21 protein-coding genes and 6 tRNA genes are annotated in these 22,299 nt (G+C 40.8%); 4 read left to right on the top strand and 23 right to left on the bottom strand.

The annotated features are described in order from the left end of the window. Window positions 1-7: 7 nt before the first annotated feature. From pstB (CZ434_RS01720) to CZ434_RS01645, 16 genes are all read right to left on the bottom strand, one after another. Window positions 8-790, bottom strand: coding sequence for a phosphate ABC transporter ATP-binding protein PstB (pstB, locus tag CZ434_RS01720; RefSeq protein ID WP_095742883.1), 783 nt, complete (start codon window positions 788-790; stop codon window positions 8-10). 6 nt (window positions 791-796) lie between these two features. Beyond that, entirely contained in the window at window positions 797-1,612 is an 816-nt protein-coding gene (gene pstB, locus CZ434_RS01715) for a phosphate ABC transporter ATP-binding protein PstB (RefSeq protein ID WP_077621497.1), read from the bottom strand. A 23-nt stretch (window positions 1,613-1,635) separates the two neighbouring features. Continuing rightward, a complete protein-coding gene (pstA, locus tag CZ434_RS01710) occupies window positions 1,636-2,523 on the bottom strand; it encodes a phosphate ABC transporter permease PstA (RefSeq protein WP_077621496.1) in 888 nt (295 codons plus the stop codon). Continuing rightward, window positions 2,523-3,446 (bottom strand): phosphate ABC transporter permease subunit PstC, encoded by a 924-nt coding sequence (gene pstC / locus CZ434_RS01705; RefSeq protein WP_077621495.1) that lies wholly within the window; start codon window positions 3,444-3,446, stop codon window positions 2,523-2,525. The genes pstA and pstC overlap by 1 nt, the downstream gene beginning before the upstream one ends. Window positions 3,447-3,515: 69 nt before the next feature. Then, the gene (locus CZ434_RS01700; RefSeq protein WP_077621494.1) at window positions 3,516-4,466 is read right to left on the bottom strand and encodes a phosphate ABC transporter substrate-binding protein; all 951 of its coding nucleotides are present in this window, start codon (window positions 4,464-4,466) and stop codon (window positions 3,516-3,518) included. 220 nt (window positions 4,467-4,686) lie between these two features. Next, a complete protein-coding gene (locus CZ434_RS01695) occupies window positions 4,687-6,849 on the bottom strand; it encodes a peptidoglycan D,D-transpeptidase FtsI family protein (RefSeq protein WP_077621493.1) in 2,163 nt (720 codons plus the stop codon). A 142-nt stretch (window positions 6,850-6,991) separates the two neighbouring features. Further along, window positions 6,992-8,269 (bottom strand): MFS transporter, encoded by a 1,278-nt coding sequence (locus tag CZ434_RS01690; protein WP_077621492.1) that lies wholly within the window; start codon window positions 8,267-8,269, stop codon window positions 6,992-6,994. Window positions 8,270-8,406: 137 nt separating this feature from the next. Next, window positions 8,407-9,018: a superoxide dismutase SodA gene (gene sodA, locus CZ434_RS01685; protein ID WP_077621491.1), complete on the bottom strand. Its 612-nt coding sequence runs from the start codon at window positions 9,016-9,018 to the stop codon at window positions 8,407-8,409. A 162-nt stretch (window positions 9,019-9,180) separates the two neighbouring features. Next, a tRNA-Phe gene (locus CZ434_RS01680) sits at window positions 9,181-9,253 on the bottom strand. Window positions 9,254-9,296: 43 nt separating this feature from the next. Beyond that, window positions 9,297-9,389: transfer RNA gene (locus tag CZ434_RS01675), tRNA-Ser, on the bottom strand. A 10-nt stretch (window positions 9,390-9,399) separates the two neighbouring features. Next, window positions 9,400-9,476, bottom strand: a tRNA-Ile gene (locus CZ434_RS01670). Window positions 9,477-9,503: 27 nt separating this feature from the next. Beyond that, window positions 9,504-9,579: transfer RNA gene (locus CZ434_RS01665), tRNA-His, on the bottom strand. 13 nt (window positions 9,580-9,592) lie between these two features. Further along, window positions 9,593-9,669: transfer RNA gene (locus tag CZ434_RS01660), tRNA-Met, on the bottom strand. A gap of 1 nt (window position 9,670) precedes the next feature. Beyond that, window positions 9,671-9,745: transfer RNA gene (locus CZ434_RS01655), tRNA-Asn, on the bottom strand. 233 nt (window positions 9,746-9,978) lie between these two features. Then, window positions 9,979-11,619, bottom strand: coding sequence for a Na/Pi cotransporter family protein (locus CZ434_RS01650; protein WP_425442089.1), 1,641 nt, complete (start codon window positions 11,617-11,619; stop codon window positions 9,979-9,981). A 347-nt stretch (window positions 11,620-11,966) separates the two neighbouring features. Continuing rightward, complete coding sequence (locus CZ434_RS01645; protein WP_095742882.1) at window positions 11,967-12,593, bottom strand: NfeD family protein; 627 nt, start codon at window positions 12,591-12,593, stop codon at window positions 11,967-11,969. 135 nt (window positions 12,594-12,728) lie between these two features. Between CZ434_RS01645 and CZ434_RS01640 the strand changes: the two genes are divergently transcribed. Both CZ434_RS01640 and ispG read left to right on the top strand, forming a co-directional pair. Further along, a complete protein-coding gene (locus CZ434_RS01640) occupies window positions 12,729-13,097 on the top strand; it encodes a hypothetical protein (RefSeq protein WP_077621490.1) in 369 nt (122 codons plus the stop codon). A gap of 161 nt (window positions 13,098-13,258) precedes the next feature. Then, window positions 13,259-14,362, top strand: a complete 1,104-nt coding sequence (gene ispG / locus CZ434_RS01635) for a flavodoxin-dependent (E)-4-hydroxy-3-methylbut-2-enyl-diphosphate synthase (RefSeq protein WP_077621489.1) — start codon at window positions 13,259-13,261, stop codon at window positions 14,360-14,362. A gap of 46 nt (window positions 14,363-14,408) precedes the next feature. Here ispG and CZ434_RS01630 read toward each other — a convergent pair whose 3' ends face one another. Both CZ434_RS01630 and CZ434_RS01625 read right to left on the bottom strand, forming a co-directional pair. After that, window positions 14,409-14,855 (bottom strand): DUF4190 domain-containing protein, encoded by a 447-nt coding sequence (locus CZ434_RS01630; protein WP_077621488.1) that lies wholly within the window; start codon window positions 14,853-14,855, stop codon window positions 14,409-14,411. Between the two features lie 147 nt (window positions 14,856-15,002). Then, entirely contained in the window at window positions 15,003-15,737 is a 735-nt protein-coding gene (locus CZ434_RS01625; RefSeq protein ID WP_245830909.1) for a lytic transglycosylase domain-containing protein, read from the bottom strand. A 144-nt stretch (window positions 15,738-15,881) separates the two neighbouring features. Between CZ434_RS01625 and CZ434_RS01620 the strand changes: the two genes are divergently transcribed. Then, a complete protein-coding gene (locus CZ434_RS01620) occupies window positions 15,882-16,172 on the top strand; it encodes a DUF2624 domain-containing protein (protein WP_077621487.1) in 291 nt (96 codons plus the stop codon). An 82-nt stretch (window positions 16,173-16,254) separates the two neighbouring features. On the opposite strand, the gene CZ434_RS01615 is transcribed toward CZ434_RS01620, so the two are convergent. After that, window positions 16,255-17,148 carry a deoxyribonuclease IV gene (locus tag CZ434_RS01615; RefSeq protein WP_077621486.1) on the bottom strand — a complete coding sequence of 298 codons (894 nt, stop codon included), beginning with the start codon at window positions 17,146-17,148 and terminating at the stop codon, window positions 16,255-16,257. 121 nt (window positions 17,149-17,269) lie between these two features. Beyond that, a complete protein-coding gene (locus tag CZ434_RS01610) occupies window positions 17,270-18,577 on the bottom strand; it encodes a DEAD/DEAH box helicase (RefSeq protein WP_077621485.1) in 1,308 nt (435 codons plus the stop codon). Between the two features lie 236 nt (window positions 18,578-18,813). Here CZ434_RS01610 and CZ434_RS01605 point away from each other — a divergent pair, with 236 nt between their 5' ends. Further along, the gene (locus CZ434_RS01605; protein ID WP_077621484.1) at window positions 18,814-19,776 is read left to right on the top strand and encodes a 4-hydroxy-3-methylbut-2-enyl diphosphate reductase; all 963 of its coding nucleotides are present in this window, start codon (window positions 18,814-18,816) and stop codon (window positions 19,774-19,776) included. Window positions 19,777-19,827: 51 nt separating this feature from the next. On the opposite strand, the gene CZ434_RS01600 is transcribed toward CZ434_RS01605, so the two are convergent. The 3 genes from CZ434_RS01600 to cccA all read right to left on the bottom strand — a co-directional run bounded on the left by CZ434_RS01600 (window position 19,828) and on the right by cccA (window position 22,098). Next, window positions 19,828-20,943, bottom strand: a complete 1,116-nt coding sequence (locus CZ434_RS01600) for a Nif3-like dinuclear metal center hexameric protein (protein WP_077621483.1) — start codon at window positions 20,941-20,943, stop codon at window positions 19,828-19,830. Continuing rightward, window positions 20,940-21,632 carry a tRNA (adenine(22)-N(1))-methyltransferase gene (locus CZ434_RS01595; protein WP_077621482.1) on the bottom strand — a complete coding sequence of 231 codons (693 nt, stop codon included), beginning with the start codon at window positions 21,630-21,632 and terminating at the stop codon, window positions 20,940-20,942. The genes CZ434_RS01600 and CZ434_RS01595 overlap by 4 nt, the downstream gene beginning before the upstream one ends. An 85-nt stretch (window positions 21,633-21,717) precedes the next feature. After that, entirely contained in the window at window positions 21,718-22,098 is a 381-nt protein-coding gene (gene cccA / locus CZ434_RS01590; RefSeq protein ID WP_077621481.1) for a cytochrome c550, read from the bottom strand. Window positions 22,099-22,299 lie beyond the last annotated feature (201 nt).

Genomic DNA, 22,299 nt, shown 5'->3' with positions numbered 1-22,299 from the left:
CCATTATTTATCCGAATTTCCCTGTAATATAATCCTCTGTTCTTCTATCTTTTGGCATGGAAAATAGACTGTTCGTATCAGAAGTCTCAATTATTTCTCCATGAAGAAAAAATGCTGTTTGATCAGAAATCCTAGCAGCCTGTTGCATGTTATGGGTGACAGTCACAATTGTGTACTGATCTTTCAATTCTGCGATTAACTCTTCAATTCGCATGGTAGCAATCGGGTCCAAGGCAGAAGTCGGTTCATCCATTAAAACCACATCCGGCTTCGTAGCTATGGTCCTGGCAATACACAGACGCTGTTGTTGGCCACCTGACAGGCCTAGCGCTGAAGAGTTGAGCCTGTCTTTCACTTCTTCCCATAAGGCCACCTTTTTCAAAGAGGTTTCTACAATTTCATCAAGTATCTGTTTCTTTTTAACCCCATGGATCTTGGGGCCGTAAGCAACATTATCGTAAATCGACTGTGGAAAAGGATTGCCTTTTTGAAAGATCATGCCTACTTGCTTTCTCAATTTCACTAAGTCGACATTTTTACTAAGCAGATTTTTGTCATTAAAAAAGAGCAATTCTCCCGACACCCTAACCCCTGCAACCCTGTTCACCATCAGGTTCAATGTTTTGATAAAAGTAGATTTCCCGCATCCTGAGGGACCAATTATTGCAGTAACTTCTTTCTCAGGTATAGTTAAATGAAGATTTTTCAAAGCATGAAAGTTTCCATACCATAAGTTCATGTCTTTTATATTAAAAACATCTTTACTCAATGTTTTAGTTGTCAAGTCGATTCACTCCTAACCGAATCTTCCGGAAATATATTCTTCTGTCTTTTGTTCACTTGGATTTGTGAAAATTTTCTTAGTGTGATCATATTCAATTACTTCACCATTTAAGAAAAAAGCAGTATAATCCGATATTCTCGAGGCTTGCTGCATATTATGTGTAACTATGATGATCGAATAATCTTCCTTCAGTTGTAGTATTAATTCTTCGACCTTAGCATTCGAGATCGGATCTAAAGCAGACGATGGTTCATCTAATAACAATAAATTTGGTTCCATAGCCAGCGTTCTGGCAATACATAACCTTTGTTGCTGCCCACCGGAAAGAGAAAGGGCTGATTGATGGAGCCGATCCTTCACTTCGTCCCATAAAGCAGCTTTTTTCAGGCTTTCTTCTACCATTTGATCCAACTGCCTCTTCCCCCGGATTCCGTAAAATTTCAGTGCATGAGCAATGTTATTATAGATCGATTTAGGAAATGGATTCGGTTTTTGGAAAACCATGCCAATCTCTTTGCGTAATGCGATTGTATTAATATTGCTCGCCAATAAATTAACACCATCATAAATAATTCGACCTTCACTTCTTGCTCCCGCAATCAGATCATTCATCCTATTGATACTTCGCAGGAAGGTTGATTTGCCGCATCCGGAAGGACCGACCAATGCAGTTATTGCATTTTTTTCTATATTTAAACCGGCATGTTTAACGGCCTGGTTTTCCCCATAAAAAATACTCAAATCATCTATTTCCAATATATTGTTTTTTTCTTGATCATTTTGATAGGCGATATTTTTTTCTTGGTAAACTCTTGTTTTAACAGCCATCTTAATACTCCTTACTATTAATGTTATTTGCCAGCCGTAACCTTTTTGTGAACAAAACTTCCTATCAATCTTGCAAGCAAGTTAAATAATAAAACAGATATAACAAGCACAGCAGATGAACCATTGGCTATTTCTCTAATGTCCGGCATGATACCATTCGTATTAACAGCCCAGATATGAACGGACAATGTTTCTGCCGGCCTGAAAATATTCAATGGGGAAGTTTCGGAAAAAGGGTTCCAATCCATGTAATCCAACCTTGGAGTGGAAAGTCCTGCTGTAAATAATAAAGCTGCCGCCTCGCCGAATACACGCCCAGATGCCAATATTGCCCCAGTCAAAATTCCAGGAAAGGCACTCGGTATTAAAATCGTCTTGATGGTATGCCAGTGGGTAAGACCCAATGCCAATCCGGCTTCTTTCTGTTGTCTGGGAACCGATCTGATCGCATCCTCACTCACCCTTACCATTACGGGAATGTTGAATATAGTTAATGCTAAAGCACCGCCGATAATCGTATAACCCCAGCCTGTAGTATTGACAAAAATCAATAGGCCGAACATTCCTACTACAATGGACGGTAATGAAGCAAGCATTTCGATACAAGATCTGATAAAACTCGTAATTTTTCCTGGTTTGGCGTATTCCGCCATATAAATACCTCCACACACACCAAGAGGGACGGTAATTAACATAGTGATCAAAAGGATATAAAAAGAGTTAAACAATTGGTCTCTTATTCCTCCACCTTCTCGTACAGCGCTTGATGGTGTTGTTAGGAAATCCCATGAAATTTGCGGAACTCCCCTGAATAATATGAATGAAAACAAACTGACGAGCAGTACCACTACAAGCATGGCAAGCCCGATAAAAACTCCGGTAGCAATCTTGTCTGAGATCTTGCTGTTCATTAGATTTTCCTCCTAGATGACAAATATCTGATGATTAATATAAAAATAAACGAAATGGTTAATAGAACTAATCCCATTGACCATAAAGTGTTATTTTCAACACTGCCATATGTGGTGTGTCCCATATTAAGCGTAATAATCGTTGTCAATGTCGCAGAAGGATCAAGAATGCTTGAAGGCAAATCGCGAACATTCCCTATAACCATTTGAACTGCAAGAGCTTCACCAAAAGCCCTTGCCATGCCTAAAACAACAGCAGTCAACAAAGATGGAAGTGCAGCAGGCAGCAATACCCGCCGGATAGTCTGCCAGCGCGTCGCTCCTAAGGCCAACGACCCTTCTCTTAAACTATCCGGCAGTGCACCCATCGCTTCCGTAGCAATCGTTGTAATGGTAGGCAAAATCATAATCGACAGGACTATTGTTCCGGCAAGCAGACTAAATCCTGTCCCAGAAGTGTGTTCTCTGATAAATGGTACAAGTACTGATAAACCAATATATCCGTAAACAACCGACGGGATGCCTACCAACAATTCAATTACTGGTTGCAAGATTTTCCTACCCCATGATGGAGCGATTTCGGTCATAAAAATCGCGCTTCCGATACCAACAGGAGCAGCTATAAGAGCTGAAAGCAGCGTGACTGCCAACGAACCGAATATAAATGGCAGTGCACCGTAACTTGGGTTATCGCCTAACGGATTCCAATTCGTACTGGTCAAAAATTCAAGCAGACTTACATTGTTTACCAAAAATGACTGGAGTCCTTTTGTAGCGAGAAAGACCGTAACCGCGACAGTGGCAATAATCATTATAAAAGCACAGGCGGTTACTATCACTCTGCCTCTCATTTCGCCGTAAGATCTATTTTTTGCCGATTTTATCAATCTATCTTCAGCAGATAATTCCGCGCCACTTCTCATCCATTAACACCCCTTGAAAGTCATTGCAGGGTAAATGCTATCTGCATCTACCCTGCATTTTTTATATTTTTATTTTTCCGTTTGATTTCCTTCAACATCTCTTTCGACTTGCATATTAGTAGAAGAAATATATCCTTGTTCCGGCACTAAACCATTTTGTACTTCTTCACTTAAAAGATAATCCAAGAAAGTTTTTGTAAGTCCTTCAGGTTCCCCATTAGTGTATGAATGTTGATATGCCCAAATCGGGAAATCTCCGGACTGTACATTTTCGTCCGTTGCTTCTACACCGTCGATAGAGAGGGGTGTTACAGAATCATCTGTAAAATAAGAGAAAGCCAAGTATCCAATAGCACCTTCTGTATCCGCAATGATTTGCTTGACTGTATTGGAAGAATCCTCTGTTACTCCCTCGGCAGGTGTTTCACCGTCTAGTCCGAATTTCACAAATGTGGCACGGGTTCCAGAAGAATCCGGTCTGTTTACTAAGGTAATTTCGACATCTTGGCCACCCAATTCTGACCAATTGGTAATTTCACCGGTAAATACTTTCTTTAAGTCTTCTTTAGAGATATCTTCGATTCCAACTTCCGGGTTGACCGCCGCGGTCATTCCCACTACAGCCACCTGGTGGTCGACAAGTTCTTCAGCCGGTATGCCATCTTTTTCTTCAGCAAAAACGTCGGAATTTCCAATGTCAACAGTACCTTCAGCAACTTCGCTTAAGCCTGTACCTGAACCGCCGGCATTTACCTGGATATCGGCTTGAGGGTTCTCAGCCATAAATTCTTCCGCTGCCGCAGCTACCAAGGGTTGCATAGCACTTGAACCGGAAACCGTGATGGATCCCGAAGCTTCACCATTCTCGCTTCCTTCATTAGAACTTTCTTCTGCCGTTTCTTCTGTGTCCGATCCTTCATTTCCATTTGATTCCTGATCCTCAGAATTTCCGCATGCCGCTAGAATGCCTATCAATAATAATAGCAGTGCAGCAAATGACAATAGCTTTGTTTTCTTCATTTGTTAGTTCCCCCTCTATTTCTTTTTGATTAGTGCCTCATCCGGCTACAAGTACATCATAACTAGTGAATTTTAAGTGGTTATTAATTACCTGTAAAGTTAATGTAAATTCGGGGACGAACTAGAATAAAATAAGAAAAATGGACTATTAGTTTTCTAGTATCTATCAATCTTTCATAAAAAAACCCCGGTGCTGGCCACCGGGGTAATAAACTATCATTTAATTTTGTTCGGAATCTTCTTGATCCTCATCTTCTTCTACTTCCTTTTCTCCTTCTTCACTTGTGGATAATTCTTCTTCCACTCCATTTTTGTCACGTTCTTCTTTCAATTCGAAGTACTTGTCAATAATCCTTTTACCAATATGGTGTTGAATTGTGTACTGGTTTCCAATGGCTCCATTATTAGGCACCATCACAGCAAATGCCACTTCAGGTTCGTCATAAGGTGCATAACCAACCAGGGTCAGGTTCTCCGTATTGGCAAGCAACTTTCCGTCTTCACTATATACTTCATTTTCGGCGGTACCCGTTTTACCTGCAACTTTGTAATCTTTTCCTTTGTTCCAAATGGAATTGTTCGCAGTACCCTGAGAACCATGGAAAACTTGTTTGAAACCTTCCTGAACCCTGTCCAGATAGGCATCGTCCATTTCTATTTTGTTCAGTACATCGGTATTAAAATTCTTCGAAATTGGTCCAAGCTCGCCTTTTTCCGCTTTAGGCTGTCTGATTTCACTGACAAGCCTTGGTCTCACACGGTATCCATCGTTTGCGATGGTAGATACATATTGCGCCATTTGCAAGGGGGTGAATGTATCATACTGACCGATTGCAAAGTCCATTAGGTTACCTGCCTGTGGGTTACTTCCCTGATAACCAATACTTTCGAATGGATAATCAATCCCTGTTTCCACTCCCAACCCAAACTGTTTAAAGTAATTTCTGAAGGTTGTTAGTGCATCAGGGTTAAAAGTGATAGATTTTTTGCCGTAATAATAATTATATTCTCCGCCCATTCTCATCGCAATATGGTACATATAAACGTTCGAAGATCTCTCAAGCGCACTTATATCATTAACAGGGCCGAGATTTTTCCAGGAAGCCTTAGGTGGCTGCTCTCCTATTTTGATTGGTCTGTCCACGATCACTTCACCCGGACTTACCACACCAGAGTCCAATCCAGCCAAAACGGAAGCACCTTTCACAGTCGACCCAGGTCTGTGTGCGTCATAAATAGTACGGTATGATTGATTGGAATAAGTATTGCTTTCACGATCGTAATGCTGGCCGGACATTGTCAGGATTTCACCTGTTTGTGGATCCATCATCACAACCAGAGCATCAGTCATATACTGGTTTTTGCTCGGGTGCATTTCGCGTGCCGTTTGCAATTCCTCTCTGGCTATTTTGTCGACTTCCTGCTGCAGCTCCATATCAATCGTCAACACTAAATCGCTGCCGCGTTGGCCTTCTCTAACGACTTCGGAGCTAATGATGTTCCCTGACTTGCCAGTTGTGTACTCTACTTGTTCTTTCGTGCCCTTCAACACACTTTCATATTGCTCCTCGAGACCGCTTGTGCCCACTCGGTCATTTCTGTTATAGCCTCGGCTTAAGTAATACTGAAGGTTTTCTTTCGGAATTCCTTTATCAGAATCGGAGACATTTCCGATTATGTCCGCAAATGTTCCTTCTGCAGACGCTTTTCTGTCCCAATCTATGGTGGCATCTATACCGGGTAACTCATTCAAATGTTCAGCAACACGGGCGAATTCCTCTTCTGAAACATCTTTGTTTTTGACAATATGTGGAGACAATTCTGAAGCTGCATCCAATTCTTTCTTAATCGCTATTACTTCAAGCAAGGAGTCCTTCCATTCGATCTCAGACAGGTTTTCTTCCGTAATACGATCAAGCATTGTTTGGTATTGTTCCGCAACGCTTAGATCTTCCAATTCCTCTTTGCTTAAACTGGCTTCTGCAGCTTCTTGGTTTAAGAGATACCAATACTCCTTTTTATCCCGTTCCCCCACTATTTCGTCCGCTTCCTCGATATCGATGAATTCAGCTAGCTTTTCAGCAAGTTCCAGTCTTTCTTCTGCAGACGCGCCTCGTTTAGGCGGTGTATAAGTGATAGATCTGACTGGTTCATTATCCAAAACTACACGGCCATATCTGTCGAACATTTTTCCTCTTGGAACCGGTATTTCGGAAATCGTGTTTTCTGTTCGGTTGATTTCTTCCTGTGCTTCTTCCCCATTCAAAATTTGCACGACTCCCAATTGGAGTATCAACCCGGAAAACAACAAAAACACAAATAAAAACAATATATTTAATCGAAAGGGAAGTTGTGCTTTCTTTTTCTTCTTATTATTCCCCATCTCGCTCCCCCTTTTTCTTTTAAAATGGGTACTGCTTATTCCCCGAAAATCCTATAGACGTAACGAACTGACAGGCTTTGGAATTTTATTAAAAACATTCCTTTCATTATAACACCATTCTGGGGCTCCTACTATAGGTTAATCACCGATTTTCTTCATCTGACAGCTGCTGCCCTAATGCCACATGCTCGCGGTCTGTTTCTGGTGTTTTTATATTTATTTCTTTGATGAAGAAATAAATAATGAAGTGTCCGGCTCCTGCTATCACCAATAAATACGGGATTGCGGACTCCGCAGAAAACAAAGGAACCGTAATCAGAAACAGGACAATCGAACTGACCCTTCCTAAATTGACAAACAACTCCCGTACTACTATATACTCTATTCTCATCTCAGCAGCGTTCCAGGCTTTGCCGATAACATCATAAGTCATGGAAGAATAAGGTACAAACAAAATCGGATAAGACATACCGATAATGCCAGCATAAATTAACAATGTTGTATAGTTCATATGAACAAGAATAAGGAAAATCGATAAAAATAAAGACAAACCACCCACAAAGATGGACCATTTCCTCATTCGGGGTTTGATGAATCGTGTCGCAAGGTAGTAAAACACGAACGAAAAGCCTGAAAAAACCAAATTGAAGGTTCCGAGGGCGAACTCACTCTGCGTCACCACGTATACCCAAACGGAAATGATAAATACAAAGATACCTTCTCTTAATCCTTGGAAGGAATGAGCGTATAAAATTCTTTTCCATGCTAAATTGTTTTTTCTTTCATCGAAAATACGCCGGAACGAAAAATTCCCTTTCGCCGAGCGCCTGTTCAAAAAAAGAGTGCAGACGACTGCCATGGCAAACAAACTGAAAGAAATAGCAAAGATAACTGTATATCCTCTGAACTCCTCCATGCGGGAAATAACATACCCTGCGACGACCGGACCGATCATTCCGCCGAATGATTGCAATAATCCCAGGAATCCGTTGAAAAAGTCCCTCGTTTCCGGTTCTGTCACTTCAAACGTCAGGACATTGAAAGCCAACCAGTAAAATCCATAGCCGATTCCCAACAATCCACCCAATATTATATTATAGGTCGCTGCTCTTTCTCCTGCAAGAAGGACAGCCATAAAAAAAAGGGATAAAAAAATCACCCCTAATCTAAGTACGATCACCCTGTCCACTTTTTTAGCCCACCTGCCAGCAAGGATGAAAGTGAGGGGTTGCAAGATAAAAATGGCAAGATTATAAAATGCAATGTCGATAAAATCGCCCGATTGCTTCCATAAGTAAATATTCACAAAAGTATTAGATAAAAATATTCCAAGAGAATACAATCCGCCTATCGTCAAAAGCAATTTCAAATCCCGGTCAACTTCTATATCTCCCATTATAACCTTTAGTGATTTTTTCATATCTGCTGTCTCCTTTACTGTTATAATTAGTGTTTTCAAATAAAAGGCAGTTATTCAGCAGATACAGAATTGGAATATTTTAAGATTAAAAAAACCCCCAGAGCTTTTTCCAGCTCCGGGGGTTAAATGATTACTTATTATTTTGCAGATTCATATCGCTTGGAAACTTCATCCCAATTAACGACATTCCAGAAAGCGGAAATGTAATCTGGACGCTTGTTTTGATATTTCAAATAGTAAGCGTGTTCCCAAACATCTAGACCTAATACTGGAGTTTTACCTTCCATGATCGGAGTATCCTGGTTAGGCGTGCTTGTGATTTCCAATTCACCGTTATTAACGATCAACCAAGCCCAGCCTGATCCGAAACGGCCTGTGGCTGCAGCGCCAAACTCTTCTTTGAATTTGTCGAAGCTGCCAAATTTGGCGTTAATTTTGTCTGCCAACTCACCAGTAGGTTCTCCTCCACCATTTGGAGACAAGATAGTCCAAAACAGTGAATGGTTTGCATGGCCGCCGCCATTATTGCGAACTGCGGTACGTACATCAGCCGGTACGCTGTCTAAATCAGAAAGTAATTCTTCCAAAGATTTGCTTTCCAAATCGGCATTTCCTTCAATTGCACCGTTTAACTTTGTCACATACGTATTATGGTGTTTAGTGTGATGAATGTTCATTGTTTCCTTATCAATGTGCGGTTCTAATGCATCATAAGCATAAGGTAGTTCTGGTAGTTCGAATTTAGCCATTTCAATTCCTCCTTATTTAATATGTACAGGAAAACAATTATTGTTTTTCCTTTTAAAGCAAGGTTATCAAAGCCCATTTTTTCTTGCAACTTTTATGCATATGAAAATTCAAGTTTTTGTATCAAAAAAAGCCCAAGCATTCTGCTTGGACTTTTTTCATGATGGCTCGGGACGGAATCGAACCGCCGACACACGGATTTTCAGTCCGTTGCTCTACCGACTGAGCTACCGAGCCAAGAGTAGTATTAAATTTGCACAACAATAATCAATTATGTAAATGGAGGAGGATGAGGGATTCGAACCCCCGCGGGCGGTGAAGCCCCTGGCGGTTTTCAAGACCGCTCCCTTCAGCCAGACTTGGGTAATCCTCCTCTATTAAAATGGTGGACCCTGCAGGACTCGAACCTGCGACCGATCGGTTATGAGCCGATAGCTCTAACCAGCTGAGCTAAGGGTCCCTGTTAATTAATAGTAAAGTATGTGTATGGGGCGACCGATGGGAATCGAACCCATGAATGCCGGAGCCACAATCCGGTGCGTTAACCCCTTCGCCACGACCGCCATGATTTTTTATTGGTGGCGGTGGAGGGGATCGAACCCCCGACCTCACGGGTATGAACCGTACGCTCTCGCCAGCTGAGCTACACCGCCATGGCTCCACAGGTAGGATTCGAACCTACGACCGATCGGTTAACAGCCGATTGCTCTACCACTGAGCTACTGTGGAACAAGTTATGTAATTTAAAAACCATTCAATCGAAGCGACAAGATATATTGTAACTTGTTATCGAAATTCTGTCAACACTTTCTCGAAAAAAATCTTGAAAAGTTGTTTCGTAAATCGGCAACAAAAATAATATAGCACGTCCGCCACCATCATTCAAGATTTTTTTAGTAATTTTATGAAATATTTTTTTTAAAAAGGCGGAGACAGCAATTCAATTGTCTCCGCCTTTTTTATTATCTTGCTTCTCCCAATACTTCTTCCGCTATATTTACAGCATGGTCGCCGATTCTTTCCAAATTACTGATAATGTCGACAAACACAATACCGGCAGGCCCTGTGCACGAACCTTCGTTCATACGGATAATATGCTTTTTACGATAAGCCCTTTCCATCTGATCTATTTGATCTTCCTTTTGAACAACTGCCAATGCCTCTTCCTTGTCCATATTGCCAAGTGAGCTTATGGCTTGTTTTACAGTGATTAGAGTTAAGTCAAACATATCGTTCAAATCTTGAAGAGCTTGTTCTGTGATATTTACTTTATTTGATATTTTGTAATCCACCAGTTCAACAATGTTTTCAAAATGGTCGCCAATTCTCTCTATATCTCTTACAGAGTCCATCAATGCTGTATGCTTGGCACTATCCGCCTCGGAAAAAGATGTTCCAGACAAACTGACTAAATAATTCGTGATTTCCTTATCAAGATTATTCAGTGCTCCTTCTATTTGCAATGCCATATCCGCATGCTTTTGGGTATGATTGTTCAAATAAAGGCTGGATTCTTCTAACCCTTTGTGCGCATATTCACCCATACGGATCACTTCCTCCTTAGCTTGATCCAAAGCCACGGTAGGAGATTGCTGTATGAAAATCGGATCTAAATGCTTTGCTTTGTACTCTACGACCGCGTCTTCTCCAGGAATCAGCTTTGTTACGATAAATGCCAATCCTGCGATGAAAGGAAACTGTATAACTGTGTTGACGATGTTGAAACTACCATGCGCAAACGCAATCGTCATTTCAGGATTCAAATTAAAGGCAGACTGCAAGAACTCAACATACCTTGTAAACAGACCTAAAAGGATTAAAAAGATGGTTGTCCCAATCAAATTGAAGATAACATGAGTAAATGCAGCACGTTTCGCGGCTATACTTGCACCGATCGAAGCCAGGATAGCTGTAATGGTTGTACCAATGTTATCACCGAACAATACTGGCAGCGCTGCATTCAAATCGATAGCGCCTTGCTCGAACAACCCTTGCAGAATACCGATCGTTGCACTGGAACTTTGAACAATAAAGGTAAACAGGGTACCAATAACAACACCAAGTACCGGGTTTGAACTCATGTTCAGTGTCAAATCCTGAAATGCCTGTACCTCCCTCAACGGAGACATTCCAGCACTCATCAATTCCAATCCATAAAATAGAGAACCAAAGCCAAAGATAGTTTGACCAATATAAGATACTTTATTGTTTTTAAAGAAGAACAAAAGTAAAGCACCAACCGCCATGATCGGCAAGGCATACGCGCCAAGGTCGATACCGATGATAAAAGCAGTGACTGTAGTTCCGATGTTTGCCCCCATAATGACACCGATCGACTGCCTTAACGTCATAAAACCTGCATTTACCAAACCAACGGTCAACACGGTAGTTCCGGAACTACTCTGAATTAAGATAGTAACAATAATACCTGCCAAAACTCCCATGAACGGGTTGCTGGTAAAACGGTCGAGAATGTCTCGAAGACGGTCGCCCGCAGACTTTTGCAGGCCATCCCCCATAAATTTCAGACCGAGAAGGAAAATACCCAGCCCGCCTACAAATTCAAATATCAGTGTTTGAATATCAATATTCAAATCAATCATCCCTTCAAACAAGTTAATTCAATTCCAACTTTCTCATTATTAATGATTGCTAAATGCTTTGTAAAGATTTTTTCGGTAAAATTTACGTTAATTTTACATTTTTCGAGTCTATCCCGGAATTTCCGTTTATTACTTCGACAGTCAAACCTTATTCTTGCTTCATTGAAATTAATTATTCCTGAACAGTCTTGTACAAGACATGGCACTATTTGTCAGTCGCCTCACTCCTTTATATTAGTGACTATTACTTGTATGTACCCAAAAAGAGAAAGAACTACCGCTCTGAAACACAAAAAGTACGGCATTCTTAAAATGCCGCACTTTTTAATGGAGGGATAGACACCCGATTATTTGACTGTCACCAGGATTTTCGTACCATCTACCTGGGTTATCTTCACCACTGAATCTTTTGGTATCCATTGTCCATTGGAGACAGCGCTGTATTCCGCACCGTCTACCTTAATCGTTCCGACCGGCCGCATATCTGTCATCGTTACAGCTTGTTTACCTACCAATTCTGAATAGGAAACATTCATCGTACTGTATCCTTTGTCTTCGGTGAGTTGATCGACAAGTGCAAGTTTTGTCCACATATCTCTTCTTTTGAAAACCTTCAGGAACATCAGGGAACAAGCACCACCGATTACCACCCCTATCACGGCATAAAGACCCGCTGTCCAATTCGGAGAACTAAGACCGACAGACAGCACCATACACACTGCTCCGATCACTGCCAAAGTCCCATCGTTCAATAACTTTCCGTCAATAATAATCAGCAGAAGTCCTATTAAATAAATTACCATCATCAATATAAACGTTCCAGGCTCTAAAAAAGAAAGGAAATAAACAGTGATGAAACCGAAGCCCAGCAGGCCAAAGAAACCTTTCATGTTGACTAAGACTTCTCCGAGTAAAAACAGTGTACCTAATCCAGTTATGATAAAGCTGATCCAGTCAGAGGAAAAAGGTTCCACAAGATTTGCCCCCTTCTACTTTCTGTTTTTTGTTTACTTATAATACGATCAGAAAATATTTTTTGTTTCAAAAATAAAGGTATTTATATTTTATGTAGAACTTATATATTAAACGAAGGGGAGGAAAAAATCATAATGAATTTCTTCAAAAGAACTTTCTTGGTTATTTTGATAGCTCTATTTGTCATCAGCATCGTCAAGGACTTGACAATCGGAACGGTCATTACGGAACCCATCCCCCAACAAAGCACAGCCAAACAAGAGCCGGAGACAAATGACTCCGAACCGGAAGCCGAAGAAGAAAAAAGATATCAAGTTGTGGAGGTAAAAGTCGGCCCAGGCGATACCGTACTGTCTATCATAGAAGAGATTAACCATGGCGGCGTCCTTTTCCCAATAGAGCAGATCATTGCCGACTTTGAAACATTGAACCCTGATACCGATCCCCACCAAATCAGAACGGAAAACAATTACTACTTCCCTGTCTATGTCGAAAAGAGATAAAAATAGAAACCATTGTTTGATACCTTCGGAGACTTTTCTAAGGAACAGGAATATATTTATAAGTTTTGATACTTCTCATTTTAACTTTTTCCCCTTATAATAAGCAATGGTACTCTAAATACCACTTCTTGTTCGCGATTATATAAAGGAGCGATTCATTTATGGCACTAACCCACAGAAAAGACACACGACCAGTCAAGGTAGGAAACGTGATGGTCGGGGGAAAAAACGAAGTTGTCATTCAATCAATGACAACAACTAAAACACATGATGTTGAAGCTACTGTTAATGAAATATTACGTTTGGAAGAGGCAGGCTGTCAGATTGTACGTGTAGCATGCCCTGACGACAGAGCTGCAGCTGCAATACCAGAAATTAAAAAGAGAATAAATATTCCTTTAGTTGTGGATATTCACTTTAATTATAAATTGGCATTAAAAGCAATCGAAGGCGGAGCAGATAAAATCCGCATCAACCCGGGGAATATTGGAAAAAGGGATAAAGTGGAAGCTGTTGTAAATGCAGCCAAAGCCAAAGGAATACCAATCCGGATAGGAGTTAATGCCGGCTCATTAGAAAGGCATATCATTGAAAAATATGGTTATCCGACAGCAGATGGCATGGTAGAAAGTGCATTGCATCACATCAAAATATTAGAGGATCTTGATTTTCATGATATCGTAGTATCCATGAAGGCATCAGATGTACCACTTGCCATTGAGGCATATGAAAAGGCAGCGGAAGCTATCCCTTACCCACTACACTTAGGCATCACAGAATCCGGAACATTATTCGCCGGTACAGTGAAAAGTGCGGCAGGACTCGGAGCAATCCTCAGTAAAGGCATCGGAAATACAATGCGTATTTCCTTGAGTGCGGATCCTGTAGAGGAAGTAAAAGTAGCCAGAGAGTTACTGAAGTCTTTCGGGCTTGCATCCAATGCGGCGACACTTATTTCCTGCCCAACTTGCGGCAGGATTGAAATCGATTTGATTTCCATCGCCAATGAAGTGGAAGAGTATATTTCCACCATCAAAGCGCCTATCAAAGTTGCTGTGCTCGGTTGTGCAGTAAACGGTCCTGGGGAAGCAAGAGAAGCGGATATCGGCATAGCCGGAGCTCGTGGCGAAGGATTGCTGTTCCGACACGGAGAAATCATCCGCAAAGTACCTGAAGAAACCATGGTAGAAGAATTGAAAATCGAAGTGGATAAAATTGCAGAAGAGTACTTTGCCAAACAAAAAGAAGAATCCCAAGAAGTATAAGAAAAGAGCTGGTCTATTTGCGACCAGCTCTTTTTGTATGCCATGCTTAAACGAACGGGGCAACGAATAAAGCCAACACTATTGATATAGCACCAGCGATAATCGCCGTATTGCCCAGTGTATCTGCACCCCTGTTTCTAGAAATAAACCCGAATATTATCGCAGCTGCTCCTAAAACGACAGGCATCATAAAAAACGACAAAGCCGCTAATATAACTGCTACCCAACCAAACCCAGTTTTGGCTTCAGATTTCATGCTTGTTTCTTGTTCAGCAGTATTCATTGGCTTCCTGAAGTCATTTGCAGCAAGTTCCTGTGACATTTCTTCATCTCTTTTGTAAGGCTCATCCAAAATATATTGTTCTTCAGGGTCACGAGGCGGCAAAGCCTGGCTTGCCTGTTGACGACTATTGACAGGGTTTGGAGCGTCATCTCCAAACCTTGGTGGTTCTTCTACATTTTCTGTCTGGTCATTGTTCTGCTTTTCATCCATGGGAAACCCTCGCTTTCCTATTCGGGGTGCCTTCCTATTGTATGGAGATTTCATTCTTATTTACGAGGTAGTTCATGCATGAAATGGTAAATTATGCTTACTGCAAACAAAACGAGGCCTCTAAATCGAAGCCTCGTTGAGTGTAGTTTATTGTAAGGTTGCCAAAGTTTGATGGGAATCGGCTTTGCTAAGGATTTCAACTGCATACCAGCTTTTTGCATTGCCGTTATTTTCGATGTATTTCTCTAGTCCCCTCATTCCTCTATGATAAGCAGTAAGCGCCTTATTCCAGTTTTGATATTCGGTGTGTAAAAAGTCTAAATAAATGATCGATAATTGCATGGAATAATATGGATCAAACAACAATTCTTCTTTGTAAGGCAAGCCTGCCATGTCAGCAACCCAAGGTGCGGTATTTTTCATAAATTGTCCCATACCATACGCTCTGCCGTATTTAGTCTCAGGGCCAACTAAGTCAGGATCAAATGTCCCTCCTGTTTCCACTTTCAGTAGTTCATATACCAGATGCGGATCTATCTCATATTTTTGTGACTCCTTTACTAAGTATAATGCCCAAGTTTTATTAAACGCCCCTCCGCTGTCTTGGACAAGTGCATCAGCCACCGTTTCAACCTGAGGCCAAGTTAAGTATCCGTTTTTATCATTTTTCGTCTGTTTGACAGATTGCAAATAGTTATTTTGTGACTTTAATTGTTTATTTTCTTCTTTTAACATATCTATTTCCTTTTGGGCTTCCTCTTTTTGTTTCGAAACAGCATCAAGATTTTCACCCTTTCCATTGAATCCGGTGTTCAGAATCAATAAACAAATACCTAACACCAAAAAGAGTATAGAATACTTACCAACTTTACTTGATTCCAATGTAACATCCCTCCTTACTGGCAATCACAATTAGCGACTTTACAATCAGATTGTCAGGAATGCAATTCATTAAGCTTTTTTTATTCACGCGATTTTGTTTTGCACATACGGTATTAGCAAAACATAAAGCAGAAGGTGAATAGGATGAACCGAAACAAGATGCTTGAATCAATGGTTATTAAAAAGATAAGACAATTAAGTACGAATGATCTGCTTCATTACTCAAAGCAATATGATATTCCATTAACCAAACAACAAGCGGATCAAATTGTAGCCACGTTAAAGAACGAAACTTTCAATCCTTTAGAAGAAAATGATCGCATGAAAATGTTCAAAAAGCTGGCTCAGATAACAGATGTCAAGACTGCCCAAAAAGCAAACAAACTGTTCAGACAATTGACCAAAGCTTATGGAATCGACTCCTGGTTTCAATGACTTCCCTTTTTATTTACTATTTAAACATCCAGAAATGCAAAAAAGCTGTAAAGCGGCAGCCCGCTTCACAGCTTTTAACTACTTATTGTGCAACAATTTGGTCCTTCAAATCGGTCACAAATTCGTTTCCTTTAATCATCTCGATTTCAAATTTATATGGCGGCTTTTTATTTTTTTTGTCTTCACCGACATAAGGAGTTTCCAGTATTTTTGGAAGATCAGACAATTGCGGATGGTGTACAATATAACGTAATGCCTGATAACCAATATGGCCAAAGCCAATATTCTCGTGCCTGTCTTTACTTGCTCCGCGTTCGTTTTTACTATCATTGACGTGAATTACTTTGAGTCTGTCTAGACCAATCGTTTTGTCAAACTCATTCAGCACACCGTCAAAGTCATTGACAATGTCATAGCCGGCGTCATGAATATGGCAGGTGTCCAGGCAAATGGACAATTTATCATTCAATTCTACTCCATCGATGATTTTCGCAAGCTCATCGAAGTTCCTTCCAAGTTCCGAACCTTTCCCGGCCATAGTTTCCAAGGCTATCTGTACTTGCTGGTCGCTGTGTAAGACTTCATTAAGTCCTTCGATGATTTTATTTAACCCTTTTTCTTCTCCTGCTCCAACATGGGATCCAGGGTGCAGGACAATTTGTTTTGCCCCGATTGCCTCTGTCCTTTCTATTTCACTACGAAGAAAGTCGACACCCAGCTGGAAAGTTTCTTTTTTATTTGTGTTTCCAATATTAATGATGTAAGGAGCATGTACAACAATATCAACGATTCCATTTTCTGTCATGTGTGCACGTCCATTTTCAATATTCAATTCCTCTATAGGTCGCCTTCTGGTGTTCTGTGGCGCGCCAGTATAAATCATAAATACATTTGAACCGTATGAAGCTGCTTCTTCACTTGAACCCAGTAACATTTTTTTTCCGCTCATCGAAACATGAGACCCAATTTTCAACAAATTCTCCACCTCTTTCAACTATCTGAAATCATTATAACATAATAATCATTATTATTATATGTATAATTTTGTTGCAATAGGAAGGCTTTCTCCTTTGGTGAAGGAAGAAAGCCCGTTTAATCTAATATTTTTTCCTGTTTAACTTCTTTTTGACTTGTTCTTGCTGTTTTTTCATTTTCTTTTTATACCCGGGCTTCACCTTTTTCGGTTTTCTCACCCTTTTCCATGCTTCTTTTTCTGTATCTGACTCGGTTTTCTTTCTGGAACTTCTTTCGTTCCAGGCTTTTGTCTCCAGCCATTCACCATTTTTGACATCATAGCTTGTAAAGGCCAGACCTTTTTTCTCCAGCTTCTGTACTAGCTGAAGATCTGACTCTGTATATAGATTTATTGCTGTTCCTTCCATGCCAGCCCGTGCTGTCCGGCCGACCCTGTGGATATAAAACTCTTCTTCTTTAGGCATTTGTGCATTGATAACATGACTAACTCCACTGATATCAATTCCCCTTGCAGCAAGATCCGTCGCTACAATATATTGAAACCTGAGGTTTTGAATGTCTTTCAGCACCCTTTTCCTTTCTCTCGGGGACAATCCTCCGTGAATCAGGCCGACATCCATGCCCATCTCGGTTAGCTCTTCAGCCAACTGATTGGCTAGTTCCTTTCCATTTGTGAAAATAATCGCCAAATAAGGCTGTATGGATTCCGATATTCTATAAACCATCTCAGAAACAGAACGATGACGCAATGCCACTAACCGGTGCTCCATCGTTTCCGGTGATATTTTTTCCTCTTCTGCTTTTATATACTTTGGGTTCTCCAAATATTTCTTCAAGAACGGTTGAAGCCTTTCTGGTATTGTGGCAGAAAATACCAATAGCTGAATATCGGGATTTGTTTTGACCAGAATTTGATCGACATCATTTATGAAGCCAAGATCAAGCATTAAATCTGCTTCATCTACAACAAACGATTTAGCTGCATAAAGGTCAAGTGCACCTTCCTCTACCAGATCTTTTATCCTTCCAGGCGTCCCTACAACAATATGGGGCTGTTCTTTCAGCTTTTCGATGGACTTCTTTTTATCTGTACCGCCGATTAACAATTTAGCGTGCCAGCGATGTTCTTTATTGGCATAATGGATAATTTTCCGTACTTCATCATAAATCTGGACTGCCAGTTCTCTTGTCGGAGCAGTCACGACGAATTGAACTTCTCTTTTGCCTTCGATGATTTGATTAAACAAGGGAAGCAGATATGCATGCGTTTTTCCAGAACCAGTATGTGACTGTCCAATTACACTTTCCCCCCTCAAAACAGCCGGGAGGACTTTCTCTTGGATTGGTGTCGGTTTATAAAAGTCAAGATGATCGATGATATCATTCAATAATGGATGGAAATTATACTGCTTGAATAAATGATTTTCCATAATGATACTCCTTTTGAATTACTTGTAACTCCTATCCTATTATAGAGGACGTTTGCTTTTTTTGCACGTTTATCCGTTAAAGCAGGAAAAGTTAATCGACCAGATAATCTTTGTCATAATGTAGTTTTACCTTTATAATGAAACTAATGCCTTTTAAAAGGCATCTATTATGAAAACATATAAACATCCAAAACCTCTTAAGGATTTGAAGATATAAGATAGTAGGGGGAAATGAAATGGAAGTAATCAAAATCGCACCACGCGGGTACTGTTATGGGGTAGTGGACGCCATGGTCATTGCACAAAACGCCGTGAAAGACCCTAACCTTCCGCGACCAATTTATATACTGGGAATGATCGTCCACAATTCACACGTTAATGAAGCATTTAAAAGCGAAGGTGTCATCACTCTTGATGGAAAAAACCGGGCTGAACTATTAGAGGAAATCACCGAAGGGACGGTTGTTTTTACAGCTCATGGGGTTTCCCCTGAAGTGAAAGAGAGGGCTAGAGAAAAAGGATTGACTGTACTTGATGCAACATGCCCTGATGTCACACGAACACATGATTTGATCAGGGAAAAGGTAAAAGAAGGTTATGAAGTTGTTTACATCGGTAAAAAAGGGCACCCGGAACCAGAAGGGGCGGTCGGAGTCGCACCTGGCCATGTCCATTTAGTGCAGACGGAAGAAGACGTAAAAAATTTGGATATTGTTAGCGAAAAAATCATTGTGACCAACCAGACAACGATGAGCCAGTGGGATGTGTATGATGTTATGCAGAATGTGAAAGAAAGGTACCCACAGACTGAAATGGTTCAGGAAATCTGTATGGCGACACAGGTTAGACAAGAAGCAGTGGCTGAACAAGCTAAAGAAGCTGATTTGACTCTCGTGGTCGGAGACCCGCGGAGCAACAACTCCAACCGCCTTGCCCAAGTATCCAAGGAAATTGCCGGGACAAAGGCATACCGGATTGCTGATGTTTCCGAAATCGATATCGCCTGGTTAAAAGGAGTCGAAAAAGTTGCCGTAACTGCAGGGGCGTCCACACCTACTCCTATTACCAAAGAAGTAATAAAGTTTATCGAGGAATATGAAGAAGACGAAGAAAAAGTGTGGAATTTAACCTCTAAAGTGGAACAGCATAAAATCCTTCCAAAAATAAAAGCGAAAAAGAAAAGTACTAAAGCAAAATAATTATTCTATTCGAAAAAAGTCTAACTTCCTTAGAAGTTAGACTTTTTTCATCTATAGAAATTTGAAAGGCTCTGTATTCGATTCTGAAACAATGACCTCCACTTTTTCCTGCAACTCTGCCTGCAAATAAGATTGTACTGCTTCTTTCATCACTTTCTCGACATGATGGCCCGGATCAATCAAGTTCAGGCCCATCTGCCAGGCATCCTGCGTTTCATGGAAAGTCAGATCTCCAGTGATATACACATCTGCACCACTTTTATGAGCATGGCCGATGAAATCTTCCCCACTTCCTCCAAGCAATGCGATTTTTTTCACTTCAGCATCCAGGTTTCCCGCTACTCTTAACCCAGGAATATTTAAACGCTGCTTAACTCTTTCACAAAGGGTACGTAGACTGAGGCTCTCAGGAAGCTCTCCTACCCTCCCGACTCCAAAAGTAATGCCATTATTGTTAAGAGGAAACAAATCGAAAGCAGGTTCTTCATAAGGATGTACCCTTTTCATTGCGTCGATTGCAATTTTCAATTGAGATTCCCTGACGATCGTTTCGAGCTTTACTTCTTTGACCTTTGCAACTTCACCTTGCGCGCCTATATATGGATTAGTTCCTTCTAAGGGTAAGAAAGACCCTTCCCCTGATGTACTGAAAAAACAATGACTATAATTGCCGATGTGGCCTGCACCTGTATTCCCCACTTCATCTCTCACCTTGCCGGCGTGATCTTCAGGAACATAAACAACAAACTTATAGAGCATTTCAGAATGTGATTTCACTAAGACCTTTGTATCATTTAGTCCGAGTTTTTGAGCAAGAATATCGCTCACTCCTCCGAAAGCCATATCTAAATTTGTATGTGCAGCATAAACTGTTATATCATTTTTGATGATTTTTTCGATAGTTCTACCTTTTGGACTTGTCATGTCGATTTGTTTGACAGACTTAAAAAGTAACGGATGGTGGGCTATAATCATATCAACATCGTTTTCAACCGCCTCGTCCACCACGTTTTCCAAGACATCAAGAGTCACCATTAACCGTTTTACCTGGTTCTCATAATTTCCTATTTGAAGTCCCACATTATCCCAATCATATGCTAATTCCTTTGGTGACCACTTTTCGAAGACCTGAACGACATCTCTAACATTCAGCTTCTCCTTTGTCATGCCAACACCTCCTTGATCAAGTTGATCTCCTCAGAGAATTGTGCCATTTTAGCCGTATCTGGATTACTGGCTTTTTTCATTTCGGTAAGGGCGCGCTCTCTCTTTAATAACTCAGACTTCCATTTCTCAACGAAAGCAGGAGATTTTTCTTTTAAAAGAAATGGTCCACATAGAAGCTCTTTATCGGTAAGTGGACTCACACTTTCTTTTCTTTCCGCCATCAATATTTCGTATATATGGCCTGACTCTTCGATGATTTTTTCACCAGCCAGGAGGTAGCCATTATCTTGAAACCAAACGCGGATAGATTTTGCATCAACGTTGGGCTGCGCGATGATGCGGTCCACAGAGGACAATTTGTTTTTCCCGCTGTTTAAAATATCAGCAATCAGGCTTCCCCCCATGCCGGCAATCACCAATTGGTCTACCTCTTTTTCGTTCAACACAGCAAGTCCGTCACCTTTCCGCACCTCAATTTGCCCACTTAATCCGAATGACTGGACGTTTTTTTTAGCGCTTTGATAGGGTCCTTCGTTCAACTCGCCAGCGATGGCCTGTGCCTGGTTGTCTCTGCTGCAAACATAAACTGGCAAATACGCATGGTCGGAACCGATATCAGCGAATTTGGCGGCCGGTGGAAGAAAATCTGCTACAAGTTGAAGTCTTTTTGATATGCCATTTTCTCTCATTGTTTTTCCTCCTTTCTTTCTGTCATAAAGTTTTACTGCAAAGAAAAAGCTTTCTGATCGCCTGCCAGAAAGCTTTTTACCGGTTTTATTGATGTTCCGCCAGCCATTCAGCTAGTGAATTAGCTTCTTCTTCACTGACTAAACCACCTGGCATTGCTGTTCCCTCAATTCCATTCATGATAATTTCATGGATTTCTTCTTGGGAATACCTGCTGCCGACTTCTTGTAAGTTCGGGCCTGCTCCACCTGATAAATCAGCACCGTGGCAGCTGGCACAGTTATTTTGGAAGATAGCTTCCGGATCACCAGGATCTCCGCCCTCAGCAGATTCTTCCTGTTGTCCCCCTTCTTCTCCCGCCTGTTCTATTTCTTGAAACTGATCCAGGCCGACAATTGATAAAACGATCATAGTAAGTATTCCCAACACCGCGATAATTGCATAAGGGATAACTGGGTTTCTTTTCATCTCTATGTCCTCCTTATGTAATCCCCATATTCTCTTTTTTATGAACAAGCTATATATATTTTACTTGAAAAAACGACAAGAGAAAAGGGTAAAGACAAGAATTTTTACAACGTATATAAAAATCGTTAGAATTCATCGACTTTCTACATCTGACAAACGAATAACAACAAACTTTTTAATTACAGCCCAAAAAAACAGCAA

Origin of the sequence: Sediminibacillus massiliensis (genome assembly GCF_900156915.1) — a bacterium.
Classification (GTDB): domain Bacteria; phylum Bacillota; class Bacilli; order Bacillales; family Amphibacillaceae; genus Sediminibacillus_A; species Sediminibacillus_A massiliensis.
Note: the sequence above shows the minus strand (reverse complement) of the source record. Positions and strands in the feature narration are given on the sequence as shown.

Bases quoted from the DNA above. Each gene is read 5' to 3' on its own strand.
- pstB (WP_077621497.1), bottom strand. From the start codon at position 1,612: ATGGCTGTTAAAACAAGAGTTTACCAAGAAAAAAATATCGCCTATCAA.
- pstA (WP_077621496.1), bottom strand. From the start codon at position 2,523: ATGAACAGCAAGATCTCAGACAAGATTGCTACCGGAGTTTTTATCGGG.
- pstC (WP_077621495.1), bottom strand. From the start codon at position 3,446: ATGAGAAGTGGCGCGGAATTATCTGCTGAAGATAGATTGATAAAATCG.
- CZ434_RS01700 (WP_077621494.1), bottom strand. From the start codon at position 4,466: ATGAAGAAAACAAAGCTATTGTCATTTGCTGCACTGCTATTATTATTG.
- CZ434_RS01695 (WP_077621493.1), bottom strand. From the start codon at position 6,849: ATGGGGAATAATAAGAAGAAAAAGAAAGCACAACTTCCCTTTCGATTA.
- CZ434_RS01690 (WP_077621492.1), bottom strand. From the start codon at position 8,269: ATGAAAAAATCACTAAAGGTTATAATGGGAGATATAGAAGTTGACCGG.
- sodA (WP_077621491.1), bottom strand. From the start codon at position 9,018: ATGGCTAAATTCGAACTACCAGAACTACCTTATGCTTATGATGCATTA.
- CZ434_RS01650 (WP_425442089.1), bottom strand. From the start codon at position 11,619: ATGATTGATTTGAATATTGATATTCAAACACTGATATTTGAATTTGTA.
- CZ434_RS01640 (WP_077621490.1), top strand. From the start codon at position 12,729: ATGAATTTCTTCAAAAGAACTTTCTTGGTTATTTTGATAGCTCTATTT.
- ispG (WP_077621489.1), top strand. From the start codon at position 13,259: ATGGCACTAACCCACAGAAAAGACACACGACCAGTCAAGGTAGGAAAC.
- CZ434_RS01630 (WP_077621488.1), bottom strand. From the start codon at position 14,855: ATGGATGAAAAGCAGAACAATGACCAGACAGAAAATGTAGAAGAACCA.
- CZ434_RS01620 (WP_077621487.1), top strand. From the start codon at position 15,882: ATGAACCGAAACAAGATGCTTGAATCAATGGTTATTAAAAAGATAAGA.
- CZ434_RS01610 (WP_077621485.1), bottom strand. From the start codon at position 18,577: ATGGAAAATCATTTATTCAAGCAGTATAATTTCCATCCATTATTGAAT.
- CZ434_RS01605 (WP_077621484.1), top strand. From the start codon at position 18,814: ATGGAAGTAATCAAAATCGCACCACGCGGGTACTGTTATGGGGTAGTG.
- CZ434_RS01600 (WP_077621483.1), bottom strand. From the start codon at position 20,943: ATGACAAAGGAGAAGCTGAATGTTAGAGATGTCGTTCAGGTCTTCGAA.
- CZ434_RS01595 (WP_077621482.1), bottom strand. From the start codon at position 21,632: ATGAGAGAAAATGGCATATCAAAAAGACTTCAACTTGTAGCAGATTTT.
- cccA (WP_077621481.1), bottom strand. From the start codon at position 22,098: ATGAAAAGAAACCCAGTTATCCCTTATGCAATTATCGCGGTGTTGGGA.